This is a genomic window from uncultured Pseudoflavonifractor sp., from assembly GCF_944387275.1.
Classification (GTDB): domain Bacteria; phylum Bacillota; class Clostridia; order Oscillospirales; family Oscillospiraceae; genus Pseudoflavonifractor; species Pseudoflavonifractor intestinihominis.
Map to the genome: position 1 here is coordinate 13,718 of NZ_CALXEG010000005.1, position 14,896 is coordinate 28,613.

General features: G+C 61.4%; 12 protein-coding genes and 1 tRNA gene. 6 read left to right on the plus strand and 7 right to left on the minus strand.

Translation table 11 applies throughout. The features are described from left to right. The first annotated feature begins 130 nt into the window (after window positions 1-130). Window positions 131-1,354 (plus strand): YibE/F family protein, encoded by a 1,224-nt coding sequence (locus Q0K23_RS02360; RefSeq protein WP_294517414.1) that lies wholly within the window; start codon window positions 131-133, stop codon window positions 1,352-1,354. 79 nt (window positions 1,355-1,433) lie between these two features. On the opposite strand, the gene Q0K23_RS02365 is transcribed toward Q0K23_RS02360, so the two are convergent. Then, window positions 1,434-2,600, minus strand: coding sequence for an MFS transporter (locus Q0K23_RS02365; RefSeq protein ID WP_294517416.1), 1,167 nt, complete (start codon window positions 2,598-2,600; stop codon window positions 1,434-1,436). A 157-nt stretch (window positions 2,601-2,757) separates the two neighbouring features. On the opposite strand from Q0K23_RS02365, the gene Q0K23_RS02370 reads away from it, so the two are divergent. Beyond that, window positions 2,758-3,192 (plus strand): MarR family winged helix-turn-helix transcriptional regulator, encoded by a 435-nt coding sequence (locus tag Q0K23_RS02370; RefSeq protein ID WP_294517418.1) that lies wholly within the window; start codon window positions 2,758-2,760, stop codon window positions 3,190-3,192. Between the two features lie 188 nt (window positions 3,193-3,380). Further along, window positions 3,381-3,989: a rhomboid family intramembrane serine protease gene (locus Q0K23_RS02375; protein WP_294517420.1), complete on the plus strand. Its 609-nt coding sequence runs from the start codon at window positions 3,381-3,383 to the stop codon at window positions 3,987-3,989. 229 nt (window positions 3,990-4,218) lie between these two features. On the opposite strand, the gene carB is transcribed toward Q0K23_RS02375, so the two are convergent. From carB to Q0K23_RS02390, 3 genes are all read right to left on the minus strand, one after another. Next, on the minus strand, window positions 4,219-7,515 hold the full coding sequence (gene carB / locus Q0K23_RS02380) for a carbamoyl-phosphate synthase large subunit (protein WP_294517422.1): 3,297 nt from the start codon (window positions 7,513-7,515) through the stop codon (window positions 4,219-4,221). Further along, on the minus strand, window positions 7,515-8,606 hold the full coding sequence (locus tag Q0K23_RS02385) for a carbamoyl phosphate synthase small subunit (protein ID WP_294517424.1): 1,092 nt from the start codon (window positions 8,604-8,606) through the stop codon (window positions 7,515-7,517). Before Q0K23_RS02385 ends, carB begins: the two co-directional genes overlap by 1 nt. A 320-nt stretch (window positions 8,607-8,926) precedes the next feature. Next, on the minus strand, window positions 8,927-9,775 hold the full coding sequence (locus tag Q0K23_RS02390) for a metallophosphoesterase (protein ID WP_294517426.1): 849 nt from the start codon (window positions 9,773-9,775) through the stop codon (window positions 8,927-8,929). Between the two features lie 241 nt (window positions 9,776-10,016). Between Q0K23_RS02390 and Q0K23_RS02395 the strand changes: the two genes are divergently transcribed. Both Q0K23_RS02395 and Q0K23_RS02400 read left to right on the plus strand, forming a co-directional pair. Next, window positions 10,017-10,700 (plus strand): DUF421 domain-containing protein, encoded by a 684-nt coding sequence (locus Q0K23_RS02395; RefSeq protein WP_294517428.1) that lies wholly within the window; start codon window positions 10,017-10,019, stop codon window positions 10,698-10,700. Further along, complete coding sequence (locus Q0K23_RS02400; RefSeq protein ID WP_294517431.1) at window positions 10,697-11,077, plus strand: DUF4363 family protein; 381 nt, start codon at window positions 10,697-10,699, stop codon at window positions 11,075-11,077. Before Q0K23_RS02395 ends, Q0K23_RS02400 begins: the two co-directional genes overlap by 4 nt. Before the next feature lie 325 nt (window positions 11,078-11,402). On the opposite strand, the gene Q0K23_RS02405 is transcribed toward Q0K23_RS02400, so the two are convergent. Together Q0K23_RS02405 and Q0K23_RS02410 are read right to left on the minus strand one after the other, a co-directional pair. Further along, window positions 11,403-11,476 (minus strand) — tRNA-Gln (locus Q0K23_RS02405). Window positions 11,477-11,704: 228 nt separating this feature from the next. Next, window positions 11,705-11,827, minus strand: a complete 123-nt coding sequence (locus tag Q0K23_RS02410; protein ID WP_294517433.1) for a hypothetical protein — start codon at window positions 11,825-11,827, stop codon at window positions 11,705-11,707. Window positions 11,828-12,003: 176 nt separating this feature from the next. On the opposite strand from Q0K23_RS02410, the gene nrdR reads away from it, so the two are divergent. Next, complete coding sequence (gene nrdR / locus Q0K23_RS02415; protein ID WP_294517436.1) at window positions 12,004-12,459, plus strand: transcriptional regulator NrdR; 456 nt, start codon at window positions 12,004-12,006, stop codon at window positions 12,457-12,459. A 51-nt stretch (window positions 12,460-12,510) separates the two neighbouring features. Here the strand turns inward: nrdR and Q0K23_RS02420 are convergent, their stop codons facing one another. Beyond that, window positions 12,511-14,895 (minus strand): hypothetical protein, encoded by a 2,385-nt coding sequence (locus Q0K23_RS02420; protein WP_294517439.1) that lies wholly within the window; start codon window positions 14,893-14,895, stop codon window positions 12,511-12,513. Window position 14,896: the final 1 nt, after the last annotated feature.

The window sequence follows — 14,896 nt, forward strand, 5'->3', positions numbered from 1 at the left end:
AAGCGGGTCCAAAGCCACCCTTCCTGAAGCGGGGAGGGTGGCTTTTCCCCCTTGAAGGCGGGGGACAGAGATTTCTCCGGGGAGCGCCTCCCCAAAAGCTTCAGAACCATCCCGAAAGGAGCAGCGGCCAATGAAAATTTCCAGAACCAGGAGTTCCTCCCGCCTCAGGACCATTCTGCCGACCGTATTGGTCTTGGCGGTGATCCTGGGCATTCTCGCGGGGCTGTACGGATACGCCCACAGCAGCCAGGAGGAACAGGGAGAGTCCCCCACGGCCTATGCCGAGTATGAATCGGGCACCGTACTCCAGATCCTCGCGGACAACTGCGAGGCGGACGAGGTGTCCGAAGGGGCCTACCGTGGGGAGCAGACCCTGCTGGTGGAGGTCACCTCCGGCCAGTACAAGGGCGAGACGCTGATGGTGACCAACGCCGTGGGCCCGCTGTACGGCGAGCCGGCTCAGGTGGGCGAGAGCATTGTGATGATCGTCAACACCTATTCCAACGGCGATCACACCGCCACCGTCTACGAGTACAACCGCACCCCCATGATCCTGGTGGTGGTGGCGCTGTTTGTGCTTGTGACCGTGCTGGTGGGCGGCAAGACCGGCGCCAAGTCCATTCTGGGCCTGGCGCTGACCGTGGCCATGCTGCTGCTGGTCTTCCTGCCGCTGCTGATGAAGGGTTGGGCCCCCATCCCCACCGCTTTCCTGCTCTGTTCCCTGATCGCCATCGTCTGCTTCGTCATTCTGGGCGGGTGCAGCAAAAAGATCGCCTGCGCCTGCATTGGCACCATTGCGGGCATGGCGCTGGCCATGCTCTTCGGCCTGCTGGCCCAGAAGCTGCTGCACCTGGACGGGCTGCGCGCCACCGACGCCGAGGCGCTGCTCCAGCTGCGCCAGACCGGTACTCCCGTCCATATCCGCGGCCTGCTGGTGGCGGGCGTCATCATCTCGGCCCTGGGCGCGGTCATGGATGTGGCCATGTCCATCGCCTCTGCCCTCAGCGAGCTGAAAACGGTAAATCCCCAGCTGACCGCCAGAGAGCTGTGGAAGTCCGGCATGAACATCGGCCGGGATATGGTGGGCACCATGACCAACACGCTGATTCTGGCCATCCTGGGCAGCAGCACGGTGCTGATCCTGTACATGTACTCCCTGAGCCTGTCCTGGCACCAGCTGATGTCCTCCAGCTACATGGGCATTGAGGTCATCAGCTCTGTCTCCAGCGCCGTGGGCGTGATTCTGGCGGTCCCGCTGACCGCCCTGACCTCCGCGGTGATCTACGGCCGCAGCCATGGGGCCCCCTCCCCCGCTTCCGGCGGCACAAAGGCGACGGGGAAAAAGCAAAAATAACTCCTCCGGGACGCAGAAGAGCGGACTGATTTTAGAAAAATCAGTCCGCTCTTTTTGCTTTTCAGTGCGAGGATGGGTATCAGGCGGTCTTGAGCCTGCGGTAGTAGCCGTCCACATAGGCCGTATAGACCGCGCCGCCCACCACATATGCGATGGCGGTCACGGCAAAGCCCACGGTCAGGCCGATGCTCTCCTGCATGAAGCCCATCAGCAGGGAGCCGATTCCGATGCCGATATCATAGGACAGCATGTAGGTGGCGTTGGCCACGCCCCGCTTGGGGGCAGGCGTGGTGCCCGTCACAAAGGCCTGGAACAGGGGCTGGAGGATACCGTAGCCCAGTCCGAAGAAGAAACCGGCCACCAGCAGATGCACGCCGGTGCTCAGGAAGAGGAAGCTGACCATGGTGACGATCAGCACCGCCAGGCTGGCGTAGACCAGGACCCGGTGTTTTCCGGCGTCGATCATCTTCTGGGTGGACAGCTTGGACACCAGCATGCCGGCCACCAGGCAGATGTAGAAGTAGGGCAGGAAGGCCGTGATATCCTTCTCCTGGGCCAGGATGGAGGAGTAGGCGATGACCGCGCCGTAGGGGATCATCAGGAACATCATGTTGAGCATAAAGGGGACGGCGGGTCCGTAGATGGAGTCCTTGATGGAGAACTTCTTCCGCTCCACCTTGGGGTAGTGGATCCTGCAGCAGGACACGCAGATGAGGGCCACCACGGTAATGCCGAAGATGGTGAGGAAGGAGGCCTTGCTGCTCATGTTGTCCTGAACCTGGAGGCCCACATAGGGCCCCACCGCCATACCGATGGACACGGTGAAGGCGAAGCGGCTGATGCCCTCGGTGATCTTGGCCACGGGGAGCACGTCTCCGGCCAGCGTCATGGTGGCCGAGGCGCACACGGAGTACACCGCGCCCATATACAGGCGGACCAGGATCAGCGCGCCGAAGGCGGGAAACACGATGAAGGCGGGGAAGGACAGGCAGAACAGGGTGAGGAAGAGCAGGTAGACCCGGTAGCGGTTGAAGTTATCCAGCAGATATCCCGCCACGGGACGGAACAGAATGGTGGCCACGGACATGGCGGTGAGCACGATGCCCACCTTTGAGCCGGTGATCCCGATCTCCTGGCAGTAGATGGGGATGATGGGGATGGACGCGTAAAAAGCTGCCAGAACCAGCAGATTGGTGATGAACAGGAGGATGAATCTCCTGTTCCAGATTTTTTCGGTTTTTTCCATGCAGATAAAGCTCCTTTGTGTGTCAGTCCTAATATAGTGGCAATTGCCACTATATTAGGATAGCACGGAACTGAGCCCGCGTCAATATCTGGTTGCATGTGCCACCAAAATAGATTATAATAATATCCCCATCCACCACACAGAGGAGGCCTGCATTATGCCTTACATCATGGACAGCCCGTTCAAGTCCATCTCCATCCTGTACCGGAAATCCCACATCTGGCTCAACAACGGCTGCGCCCAGTACGGCCTCACGGCCGCCCAGGCGGTGGTCATCCTGATCGTGTGTGATTTCAAGGCCCTGACCCAGGACGATATCACAAAGCGCCTCTCCCTGGACAAGAGCGTCATCGCCAAGACGGTGACCAAGCTGGAGGAGCTGGGCTTCATCGTCCGCACCACCAACGCCAGGGACAAGCGGACCTACGACATCTGCCCCACGGAAAAAGCCTGGGCGGTGTACCCCGCCATCAAGGACCAGATCGACGCCTGCTTTGCCCGCATGACTCAGGCCATGACAGCGGAGGAGCGGGCGGAATTCAAGCGCCTGCTGCTGCTGGCCGCCGAGGCGGCCATTGCGCTGGAGGACTGAAACAGCAGGCCTTTGCGGCCTGTCCGGGCCGTCCAAAAGATCAGTCAGCCCCCCGGCTGAGCCGGGGGGCTGACTTTTGTTCTTCATTTTCTTGTATATACAGTAATGGATGGACAGCAATAAGTGAACCTGTTAATATAAGATATATTATTTCCCGAAAGATTGTTTGCTGAAAGGAGTCCGGCAAATTGCAAACAAGTTCTGTAAAAAATAGCTTTACCCGGATTGCCGTTGTCGTGATGAGTACGCTCTTTGTCACGAATGGGATCGTATCGCGGGATTGTGATCCGTTCAGATTTGCGATATGGGGAGGGGGCTGTATTGCCGACTTTCTGGGGGCGTCGTATAAAACGGTCTTTGAAGATTTCCAGGTGTATCGCCTACTGACATATGGATATGTGCAAACCACCATCTGGCACTTGTTGGCCAATATATTCGCCTTATGGTGGGTGGGCAGCTACCTGGAACAGAAGATTGGTACGGCATTCTTCTTTCTGATGTACCATACGAGCCTGGTGATTGCAGGCGCATCCATTTTTTTGTTCTATCCCAATAGCTTCAATTACGGCGCTTCGCCTGCTGTTTTTTCCTGCTTTGGCCTCCTGGCGCATTGGCTGGTTCGTAAAAAAGCATTGTGGCATGTATACAGGAATCAAAAAGGGTTCGTTTATTGCGCCTTCTTTTTTATTCTCTCAAATCTTTTCGGGGTAGCTTCTCTTGTGATTCATTTGTTGGGCTTTTCCATAGGCTTTCTTTGGGGTTTTTTCATCAGGGAACACAAAATATCTCTGGAATAATCGCCGCAGTCTTCCGCATTGTGCTCGCGAAATCTACATGACGATTTTAAAAATTTTAGAATTCACGAATCAGTAAATCAGTATATTTATCATCTGTTAAGACCAGATTTATTGGGGAGTGCTTCAGAGAGACAATATCAAGCGTTTGCGCAATTCATCCGCTCCTTTCTGCAAAAAAGCCCGCACCGGAGAATTTCCTCCCGGTGCGGGCTTTTTGTTTTCACAGCGTTCAGATGGTGGTGATATCGATGGGACGCAGGTCGGCGCTGCGGCCCTGCTCCCGGACGGTGAGGATGGCCCGGGCGGTATCGATGGCGGTGACGCAGGGCACCGAGTGCTCCACGGCGGAGCGGCGGATCTTGAAGCCGTCGGAGCTGTGCTTGCGGCCCCGGGTGGGGGTGTTGATGACCAGGTCCACAGAGCCGGAGGCGATCATGTCCAGGATGTTGGGGTGGGCCTCGGACACACGGGCCACACGGCGGCACTTGACCCCGGCAGCCTCCAGGGCGTCGGCGGTGCCGGAGGTGGCCAGAATCTCAATGCCCATGTCGGCCATTCCCCGGGCAATGCCCACGATCTCGCCCTTGTCCTCGTCCTTCACGGTGACGATGACCCGGCCGTCCCGCTTGGGCACCTTCATGTTGGCGCCCTTGAAGGCCTTCAGCAGGGCCTGGGGGAAGGACTCGGCCAGGCCCAGACACTCGCCGGTGGACTTCATCTCAGGGCCAAGGCCGGTGTCCACGTCGGTCAGCTTCTCAAAGGAGAACACGGGCATCTTCACGGCGTAGTAGCTGGCCTCGGGGTAGATGCCGGTGCCGTAACCCAGGTCCTTCAGCTTCTGGCCCAGCATGACCTTGGTGGCCAGGTCGATGATGGGCACGCCGGTGACCTTGGAGATATAGGGGATGGTGCGGGAGGAGCGGGGGTTGACCTCAATGACGTAGATCTCGTCGTTGTAGAGGATATACTGGGCGTTGATGAGGCCGATGACCCCCAGGTGCCTGGCCATGTCCCGGGTGTAGCGCAGGATCATGTCCTTGTGCTTGTCCTCCAGGTGGAGAGGGGGATAGACGGCAATGGAGTCGCCGGAGTGGACGCCGGAGCGCTCCACGTGCTCCATGATGCCGGGGAGCAGGATGTCCTCCCCGTCGAACACGCCGTCCACCTCCAACTCCCGGCCCATCAGGTACTTGTCCACCAGAATGGGGTGCTCCTGGACGGTCATGTTGATGATCTTCATGAAGTCGATGATGTTCTTGTCGGAGTAGGCGATCTCCATGCCCTGGCCGCCCAGCACGTAGGAGGGCCGGACCAGCACGGGGTAGCCCAGCTCCTTGGCGGCGGTGAGGGCCTCCTCGGTGGTGAATACGGTGCGGCCCTTGGCCCGGGGGATGCCGCACTGCTCCAGAATCTCGTCAAACCGCTCCCGGTCCTCGGCGGCGTCCACACCGTCGGCCGGGGTGCCCAGGATGGGCACGCCCATGTCGGTGAGGGCCTGGGCCAGCTTGATGGCGGTCTGGCCGCCGAACTGGACCACCGCGCCCCAGGGCTTCTCCAGCTCCACCACGGCCTCCACGTCCTCTGGGGTCAGAGGCTCGAAGTACAGCTTGTCGGCCACGTCGAAATCGGTAGACACGGTCTCCGGGTTGTTGTTGATGATGATGGTCTCATAGCCCAGGCGCTTGAAGGCCCAGACAGAGTGGACCGAGCAGTAGTCGAACTCAATGCCCTGGCCGATGCGGATGGGGCCGGAGCCCAGCACCAGCACCTTCTTCCGCTCGCTGGCGCCCTCGGTGCGGTGGGGGGCGGCGGTGGCGGCGGCGAGATAGGGGGCCTCGGGGATGTGGGGGGCCAGCTCGCCCACGTTGGGCATGTGGAGCTCCTCAGCGGCCTCGTTCTCCTCGTCGTAGGTGGAGTAGTAATAGGGGGTCTGGGCCTCAAACTCGGCGGCGCAGGTGTCCACCATCTTGAAGGCAGGCTTGATGCCGCAGCTCTCCCGCAGGGCCTTGATCTCCTTCCGCTCCTTGCCGGACAGGGCGGCGATCCAGGCGTCGGAGAAGCCCATCTCCTTGGCCTGGCGCAGGGTGTCGGCGTCCAGGTGGCCGTGGTCCAGCCGGTCCTCCATGTCCACGATGAGCTTGAACCGGTCCAGGAACCACAGGTCGTACTTGGTGATCTTGTTGATCTTCTCAGGGGAGAAGCCCCGGCGCAGGGCCTCGGCCACCACGAAGAGCCGCTGGTCGTCGATGTTCACCAGCCGCTCCTCGATCTCCTCGGTGTACAGCTCGTCCAGGCCGGGCAGGCGCAGGGACTTCACCGGCAGCTCCAGGGAGCGGATGGCCTTCATCAGAGCGCCCTCAAAGGAGTTGCCGATGGCCATGACCTCGCCGGTGGCCTTCATCTGGGTGCCCAGGGTGCGGCTGGCGGTGGTGAACTTGTCGAAGGGCAGGCGGGGGATCTTCAGGACGCCGTAGTCCAGGGTGGGCTCAAAGCAGGCGGTGGTCTTGCCGGTGACCGCGTTGGGGATCTCGTCCAGGGTGTAGCCCAGGGCGATCTTGGCGGCCACCTTGGCGATGGGGTAGCCGGTGGCCTTGGAGGCCAGGGCGGAGGAGCGGCTCACACGGGGGTTGACCTCGATGACCGCATACTCGAAGGAGTCGGGATTCAGGGCCAGCTGCACGTTGCAGCCGCCCTCGATCTCCAGAGCGGAGATGATGTCCAGGGAGGCCTTGCGGAGCATCTGGAACTCCTTGTTGGCCAGGGTCTGGGTGGGGGCCACCACGATGGAGTCGCCGGTGTGGACGCCCACGGGGTCGATGTTCTCCATGGAGCAGATCTGGATCACGTTGCCGGCGGAGTCCCGCATGACCTCGAACTCGATCTCCTTCCAGCCGGAGATGCACCGCTCGATGAGCACCTGGCCCACCCGGCTCAGGTGGATGCCCCGGTCGGCGATCTCCCGGAGGGAGGGCTCGTCGTAGGCAATACCGCCGCCGGTGCCGCCCAGGGTGTAGGCGGGGCGGACGATGACGGGGTAGCCGATGGAGGCGGCAAAGGCCACCGCGTCCTCCACGCTCTCCACCACGTCACTGGTGACGCAGGGCTGGCCGATGGCCTCCATGGCGTCCTTGAAGCCCTGCCGGTCCTCCGCCTTGCGGATGGACTCGGGGCTGGTGCCCAGCAGGCGGACGCCGTACTTCTGCAGAATGCCCTGCTCGTGGAGGTTCATGGCCAGGTTCAGGCCGGTCTGACCGCCCAGGGTGGGCAGGATGGAGTCGGGCCGCTCCTTCTCGATGACCTGCTCCACGCTGGCCAGGTTCAGGGGCTCGATATACACATGATCGGCGATGTCCTTGTCGGTCATGATGGTGGCGGGGTTGGAGTTGACCAGCACCACCTCCACGCCCTCTTCCTTCAGGGCCCGGCAGGCCTGGGTGCCGGCGTAGTCGAACTCAGCGGCCTGACCGATGACGATGGGGCCGGAGCCCAGCACCAGCACCTTCTTGATATTCGGATTCTTGGGCATTACCGCGCCCCTCCCTTCTGCTTCATCATGTCCACAAAGTTGTCAAACAGATACTCGGTATCCATGGGTCCGGGGGAGGCCTCCGGGTGGAACTGGACGGTGAAACAGTTAGGCCGCTTGTATTTCAGGCCCTCCACGCTGCCCTCGTTCACGTTCACGTGGGATATCTCGGCCACCGCCGGGTCCACGCTCTCCTTGGTGACCACATAGCCGTGGTTCTGGCTGGTGATATAGGCCCGGCCGTGCTCCAGGTCCTTCACCGGGTGGTTGCCGCCCCGGTGGCCGAAGCGCATCTTCCGGGTCTGGGCGCCGGTGGCCAGGGCCAGCAGCTGGTGGCCCAGGCAGACGGCGAAGAGGGGCAGGTCGGACTGGTAGAGCTTCTTCACCTCTTCGATGATGGCGGTGTTGTCCGCCGGGTCGCCGGGGCCGTTGGACAGCATCACGCCGTCAAAGCCGCCGGAGAGGACGGTGTCGGCAGGGGTGTGGGCGGGATACACCGTGACCTGGCAGCCCCGCTTCTGGAGGCAGCGGATCATGTTCTCCTTCACGCCGTAGTCCATCAGGGCCACCCGCAGCTGCTGTTCCCCCATGGCGGGGTACACCTGGGGCGCCTTGCGGGTCACGGCCTCCACCGTGCCCTCCACCCGGTAGGCCTTGATCTTCTCCAGACAGTCCTGGACAGAAAAATGCTCCGCACAGGTGATCATGCCGTTCATGGTCCCCTCGCTGCGGAGTATTCTCGTCAGTGCGCGGGTGTCCACGCCCTCAATACCGGTGATATCATATTGTTTCAGGTACTCGTTCAGGCCGCCCTCGCAGCGGAAATTGCTGCCCCGGGTGGTGAGATGGCGGACAATAAAGGCCTCCGCCCAGGGACGGGAGGACTCGTTGTCCTCGTGGTTCACGCCGTAATTGCCGATAAGGGGATAGGACATCACAATGCCCTGTCCGGCGTAGGAGGGATCGGTCAGGATCTCCTGATAGCCCGTCATAGAGGTGTTGAACACCATCTCGCACACACGGTCCGCGGTGGAGCCGATGCTGCGGCCCACGAAGGTCATGCCGTTGGCCAGGATCAAGGTCGCTTTCATCGTTTGTATCACGCCTTTCGTTCCTATCATTCGCTGTCAGAGCGCAAAAATATGCCGAAATCTCTTCCATGCTACACGAAAGGGAACCGAAACGGTTCCCTTTCCCATGCATTGCCCGCCGCCGCTTCCGCCGGAGGGCACTCTGACAGTCTGTTATCTTATTGATTGTACTCTACTTGGCCCGTTTTGGGCAACTGTCTTTTTTCAGCATAAGTAAAAATCGTAATTTTATACAAAATAGCCCCTGGAATCTGGCTTTTCTGCTGGTAAACCGGTCTCTTTATTCAAAAATCTTTGTATGCAGCAAAATTATTTTTTGCTCACCCATCCTCTCCGGACGCCAAGTCCAACACCACCAGCTCGGGCCGGTTGAACAGGCGCGGGATCCGGGTGCTCTCCCTGGCCAGCCCCCGGCTGACCACCATGACCTGCTTCCCCAGGTCATACCGTCCGCCGGCGTACTTGGGGAACAGCCCCTGGTTGGGGGCCAGCAGGCCGTTGATGAGCCCGGGCACCCGCCACTGACCGCCGTGGGCATGGCCCGCCACGGTCAGGTCGAAGCCATATCGTATGTACTCCTCCACCCGCTCGGGCCTGTGGGTCACCAGGATGGTGAAACGGCTCCCATCCGCCGCCGCGCCCACCTCTGCCAGCTGCTCTGTCCACGCCGCCGCGCCCACCGCCGGGTCGTCCACACCGCAGATGCGCAGCTTCTGGCCGTTGAGCGCCACGTCTTCCCAGTTCCCCGCCAGCACCACCGCGCCGCAGTCCGCCATGTTCTCCCTGATCTTCTCCACCCGGCCGCTCCAGAACTCGTGGTTCCCGGTGACATAGTAGGTGGGGTACTGCTCCGCCAGGGCCCGCACCACCGTGTAGGCGTTCTCCACGGGCAGGCTGGGGTCGTCATCCACAATGTCGCCCCCCAGCAGCACCAGGTCGGGCGCCTCCGCCGCCACCGCGTCCAGCAGGTCCCGCTGGGCAGGGCCGTAGTCGCAGCAGTGGAGGTCGGTGATCAGCGCCACCCGCACGCTGCCGCTCAGCTTTTCGCTTTCGATCCGGTAGTGGGGCACGGTCAGCCGGCTGTCGAGCCCCGCAGCCAGGCCCACCACAGCCGCCGCCAGCACGCCGGCACAGATCAGTCTCTTTTTCCGCTTGGTAATGGGAAGCACCTCCCCGGCATATTTGTCTCTTATTTTATGTGCTTCTCCCCCTTTCGTCAACGCCGGGCATCCCCTTTTCCCCACTTCTTCGTCTCTTTCGCGCGTTGCATCAAGCGGGTATTTTGTTATGTTTTTTAGATCTTATGAGAATTTTTCTTATATAATCTTTATATCTGTAACTTTTCCTGGTATATCTGCTGTCCGGACGGCCATACTGACATTGATCAAGCTCTATGCGGGAGGTCTTTCCATGATCATTGCCTTTCTGCGCACCATTATCCTCTATATTCTCATCATTGCCGGAGTGCGGCTCATGGGCAAACGGCAGGTGGGCGAGCTGGAGCCGTCTGAGCTGGTGCTGGCCCTGCTCATCGCGGATCTGGCCGCCGTGCCCATGCAGGATTTCGGCATTCCCCTGCTCTCGGGCATTATCCCCATCCTCACCCTGCTGTGCATCACCATGGCCATCTCCGTGCTCACCATGCGCAGCGTGCGATTCCGGGCCGTCATCTGCGGCAGGCCCAGCATCATTGTGGAGGACGGGAAGATCGTGCAAAAAGAGATGAAGCGGAACCGGTTCACCGTGGATGAGCTGATGGAGGAGCTGCGGATGAAGGGGGTCACTGATATCTCCACCGTCAAGTACGCCATTCTGGAGACCAACGGCCAGATCTCCGTGCTGCCCCGGGCCGGAGACCTGCCGGTCACTGCCGCCCAGATGGGCATCCAGACCGCTGATCCGGGCCTGCCGGTGGTGGTTATCAACGACGGCAGAGTGCTGGACCACAACCTCCGTGCCAGGGGGCTCAACCGCACCTGGCTGGACCGTCAGCTGGAGGCCCACAAGATAAAATCCGCCGGGGACGTGTTCCTGCTCACGGTAGACGGGCAGAATCAGGTCTATCTGGCCCGAAAGGACGTGACTGCCACGTGAGACGGCTGTGGATCGCCTGCGGCATTCTGGCCGCCCTCTTTGCCGCCACCCTGTACAACGCCAGCTACCTGGACCGGCTCACCGCCTCCCTGGCCGACCAGCTCACCCAGGCAGAGGCCCGGGCGGAGGCGGGCGACTGGGGCCAGGCTGCCCGCCTCACAGATGCCGCCTTTCAGGACTGGGACGCCCACACGCTCTACCTCCACGTGCTCCTCCGCCACGCCGACACCGATGACATCAACAGCGGCTTTCAGGAGGTGGGGGAGTTCATCGCCTGTCAGGAGAGCGGCGAGTATTCCGCCGCCAATGCCCGGCTCATCACCCAGATCCGCCTGCTCTATGAGGCCGAGCAGCTCTCTCTGAAAAATATTCTCTGATCTATATCAGATTTTTCTCCCCCAGAGGGGCCGGCCCGGTCTCTCCGGGGGAGTTTGTCCCTGTAAAGGCCATATCCTCTCGGACTATATGCTCTGCCAGTCTTTTTTGGTGAAGACAAAGCCGCACTGTTTTTGCATATTTGATATCCGCAGCCAGCGGGTGATGTCGCGCTTTGCAGACGGATGGACGTCATCGATCGACCTGACTGCCGGAGAAAAACGAAAAATGCCCACAGGGTTTCTCCATGAAACTCCGCGGGCATTCTTTCTTTTACTTCAGGAAAAAGAAAAACCCTAGAACCGTTGAGGCTCTAGGGTTTCTTCTTGGCAGCGGGAGAAGGATTCGAACCCTCACATACAGAGTCAGAGTCTGCTGTGCTACCCTTACACAATCCCGCTATTTCTTTCGCGCTCTCGCATCACTCGCAAGCGCAGGATTTATTATACCAGAATCTCGCGATTTGTCAAGCATGTTTTTCAAATATTTTTTATTTTTTCGTCACGCAACATTTTATCCTTTTTCTCTGCATTTTCCTTCTCTTTTCAGGCCAATTTGTCTCTGTTTTTCAATATAAAAAGCCGCCCGGAAGAAGGGTACACCCTCCTCCGGACGGCTCTCTCTGCGGCTCAGTACTGCTCGGGACGGCTGCTCTTGTTCTGAGCCTGGTCCTTCTTCTTGTTCTGGGGATTCTGGCCGTTGGTCTTATCCTGGGGATCCATGTTGGTTTTGTTCTGCTTCTCGTTCTGCATAAAGCTCACCTCGCTTTCACTGGCCCTATTATTCCCGCCGTCCCCCGGAAACTATACGAAAAAATTCCGCTTCACACAAAAATTTTTCCAAATAGTAATACCACATCCGTCCCACCCGTGTTATACTTTCTTATAAGATAACCCACACGATATTTTTCAGCGAGGAGGAGTCGGCTATGAAATGCCCCTTCTGTTCCAATCCCGAGAGCAAGGTGGTGGATTCCCGCCCTTCGGATGAAGGCGCCAGCATCCGCCGTCGCCGGGAATGCCTGGTGTGCCACAGGCGCTTTACCACATATGAGACCATGGAGAGCCTTCCCATGGTGGTGATAAAAAAGGACGGCAGCCGTCAGACCTTTGACAAGAGCAAACTGCTCAACAGCATGCTCCGGGCCTGTGAGAAGCGCACCGTCCCCTTTGACACCCTCAACCACATTGCCGACGAGATCGAGCTCACCCTCCAGAACGAGATGGACCGGGAGATCCCCTCCGCCCGTATCGGCGAGCTGGTCATGGAAAAGCTCAAGGATGTGGACGAGGTCTCCTATGTCCGCTTTGCCTCTGTGTACCGCCAGTTCAAGGACATCAGCACCTTTATGGAGGAGCTGAACAAACTGCTCAAGGAGCGCTGAGCCCATCAATAAAGCAGCAGAGGCCGCGTTGCGGCCTCTGCTGCTTTTCTGTTACTCTGTATCCGGCTGCCAGGGGGTCACAATTTCTCCATCCGGGCCGGCGGAGGGGTGGACGCTGCCCCCACCGGGCGTGCCGCTTTGCTCCGTATCCGGCGCACCGGAGGGCTGGGGCCCGCTGCACTGGGAGAAGAGCAGCACCCCCAGGACCAGGGCGACGGCCGCCAGGACCGCGATCTTCCACACGGCCGGCACTCTGAAGGGCCGCCGGGGCTTTTTCTTCCCCTCACGGGTCCCGCTGCGGTCCAGCAGGTCCAGATCCTTGGCGTCCAGCACGTCCCGGAGGAGCGCCACCTCCTCCCGGCTGACCATGCCCGCGTCCAGGATCACCCGCAGCGCCTCCCGGTTGTACCAGCCGCCGGAGTCCCGCTTTCCGTCCAGCACCACGGGCTGGAGCATCTCCACCGTCTCCAGCACCTTGGACAGCTTCATGGGCCGGGCCTCTCCCGCCCCCTGGTACCAGAGGCAGATCTTGCCCTCGCCCGTCTTCTGTCCGATTATCCGGCAGGCCAGCAGCTCGGAGTACAGGTCTTCCCAGCGCTTCCCCGGCTCCAGCCAGACGCCCAGCCTGTGCCGCTGCCCCAGCACCCGGAGCAAATCTTCCAGCCGGTCCAGCAGACGGGGCCACGCCTCCCCCCACTCCAGCTCTGCCGCCTGGAGCAGGTCTTTTACCCCTGCACTCCGGTAACCGCTGTTGTCAAACCAGTCCAGCAGACGGTCCAGGCACGCCTCATCCCGGCGGCCCAGGGCCAGATAGGCCCGATAGCTGGTCATGCCCTCCAGCACGGCCCGCCGCTCCTCCAGGTGCTGCTGCCACGTCCGGTACCAGGCCTCCAGGGGCGCCAGCTCAGGTCCGCCGCCCAGCAGTCCGGTGATCTGGGCGTAGAACTCCCTGGCTCTGCTCTCGGACAGTCCGGCCTCCTCCAGGTGCTCCGCCGCCAGACGGGCCAGAGCGCTCCGGCAGCTGTGCCGGACCTCCTCCCGGCAGGGCTTCAGCCCGTCCAGCAACTCCCGCAGCCGGTCCCAGTCCCATGCAGCCGGAATGGCCCGCTCAAAGGCCTCCTTCCGCAGGCGGTTGGCGGCCTCCGTCTCCCGGTCCAGTTCCTCCCGGCGCTGCCGCACCGCCTCCCGGTCCAGCGGTCCGTTCTCTCCGGCGCTGCCGCACCGGTCCAGGCGTCTGCCGTCCTCCGCCAGCTGCTCCAGGGTACGCCGCCCAGAGGAGAGAATCCGGTCCAGCAGGCGGGCGGAGAAAATCCGGTCCACTCCCCGGTCCAGGGCCCGGAAAACAGGGCCGTAGACCGACAGGGCCTGGTCCAGCTCCTCCGGCGTGATGACCGCCATCAGCGTCCCGTCCTGCCCCATGGCCTGCTCCAGGCTGCCGGGGGCGCTCAGGCGGCTCCTCAGCTCCTCCTCCAGCCGGTCCCGCTCCCGGCGGCTCAGGTGCTGGCCCAGCTGGCTGCTGTACTGCCGCAGGGCAGTGCAGTCCATGGGCTTGCCGCTGAGCTGGTACTGCCGCCAGAAGTTCACATAACGCTCCTCCGTCAGCTGCTCCAACTCCTCCTCCCGCTCCAGCCGGGCGGCCACCGTGCGCAGCAGGGCGGGGTCCTCCGCCCCCCGGCGGATGAGCTCCGCTGTCTCGGGGCGGAGGGTATGGCTCACCGGCCAGTTCTCTTCGTCCAGCCGGATGGCCGACCGCTCCCCCGCCCGCACCATGGTGCCCTCCGGGGCGAAGAGGACCGCAAAGTTCCGCTTGCCCACCTCGTCCGGGTTGGTGGCAAAGCTGAGGTAGCGCCACAGCCCGATGGGCACACAGCGGAGCACGTCCTCCACGACCGTGCGGCAGTAGGCGGCGTAGTCCTGGCTGCCGGGCACCAGGATCACCAGGCTGCCGAAGTCGTTGGTCATGCCCCTGGACAGGCAGCAGCAGGCCAGCTCAGCCTGCCGCCCTGGACTCAGGGACAGCTGGCACCGCTCCTCTCCCAGGCCCGCCCCCGCTCTGCCCCAGCCGCTGCACAGCTCGGTCCGCTGGTCCGCCACGCTGCGGAAATCCGATTCCCCGGCAAAGCGGAAAAACGCCAGCTCATGGGCGGTGCTCTCCTCAAACCACTGCTGGAAGTTCTCAAAGAAGACGGCGTGCTGGTAGACCGCGCCCACGGTGCTGTCGGTCTGGGCGGCGCTGTAGGCCGACACCAGCAGCAGCCGGCCGCCGCAGGGCACGCACCGCAGGGTCTGGTTGCCCCGGCTCCGGTCCCCGGGCAGGGTGCCGCTGAGGCACTGCTCCTCCTCTTCCCGGGTCAGCGCACCCTTGGGGCAGGAGAAGGTCCGGTACTGCCCCGCATGTCCTTTGAGGATCTCGCCCGCCAAATTCTCTCTGTTCATC

Bases quoted from the DNA above. Each gene is read 5' to 3' on its own strand.
- Q0K23_RS02360 (WP_294517414.1), top strand. From the start codon at position 131: ATGAAAATTTCCAGAACCAGGAGTTCCTCCCGCCTCAGGACCATTCTG.
- Q0K23_RS02365 (WP_294517416.1), bottom strand. From the start codon at position 2,600: ATGGAAAAAACCGAAAAAATCTGGAACAGGAGATTCATCCTCCTGTTC.
- Q0K23_RS02370 (WP_294517418.1), top strand. From the start codon at position 2,758: ATGCCTTACATCATGGACAGCCCGTTCAAGTCCATCTCCATCCTGTAC.
- carB (WP_294517422.1), bottom strand. From the start codon at position 7,515: ATGCCCAAGAATCCGAATATCAAGAAGGTGCTGGTGCTGGGCTCCGGC.
- Q0K23_RS02385 (WP_294517424.1), bottom strand. From the start codon at position 8,606: ATGAAAGCGACCTTGATCCTGGCCAACGGCATGACCTTCGTGGGCCGC.
- Q0K23_RS02395 (WP_294517428.1), top strand. From the start codon at position 10,017: ATGATCATTGCCTTTCTGCGCACCATTATCCTCTATATTCTCATCATT.
- Q0K23_RS02410 (WP_294517433.1), bottom strand. From the start codon at position 11,827: ATGCAGAACGAGAAGCAGAACAAAACCAACATGGATCCCCAGGATAAG.
- nrdR (WP_294517436.1), top strand. From the start codon at position 12,004: ATGAAATGCCCCTTCTGTTCCAATCCCGAGAGCAAGGTGGTGGATTCC.
- Q0K23_RS02420 (WP_294517439.1), bottom strand. From the start codon at position 14,895: ATGAACAGAGAGAATTTGGCGGGCGAGATCCTCAAAGGACATGCGGGG.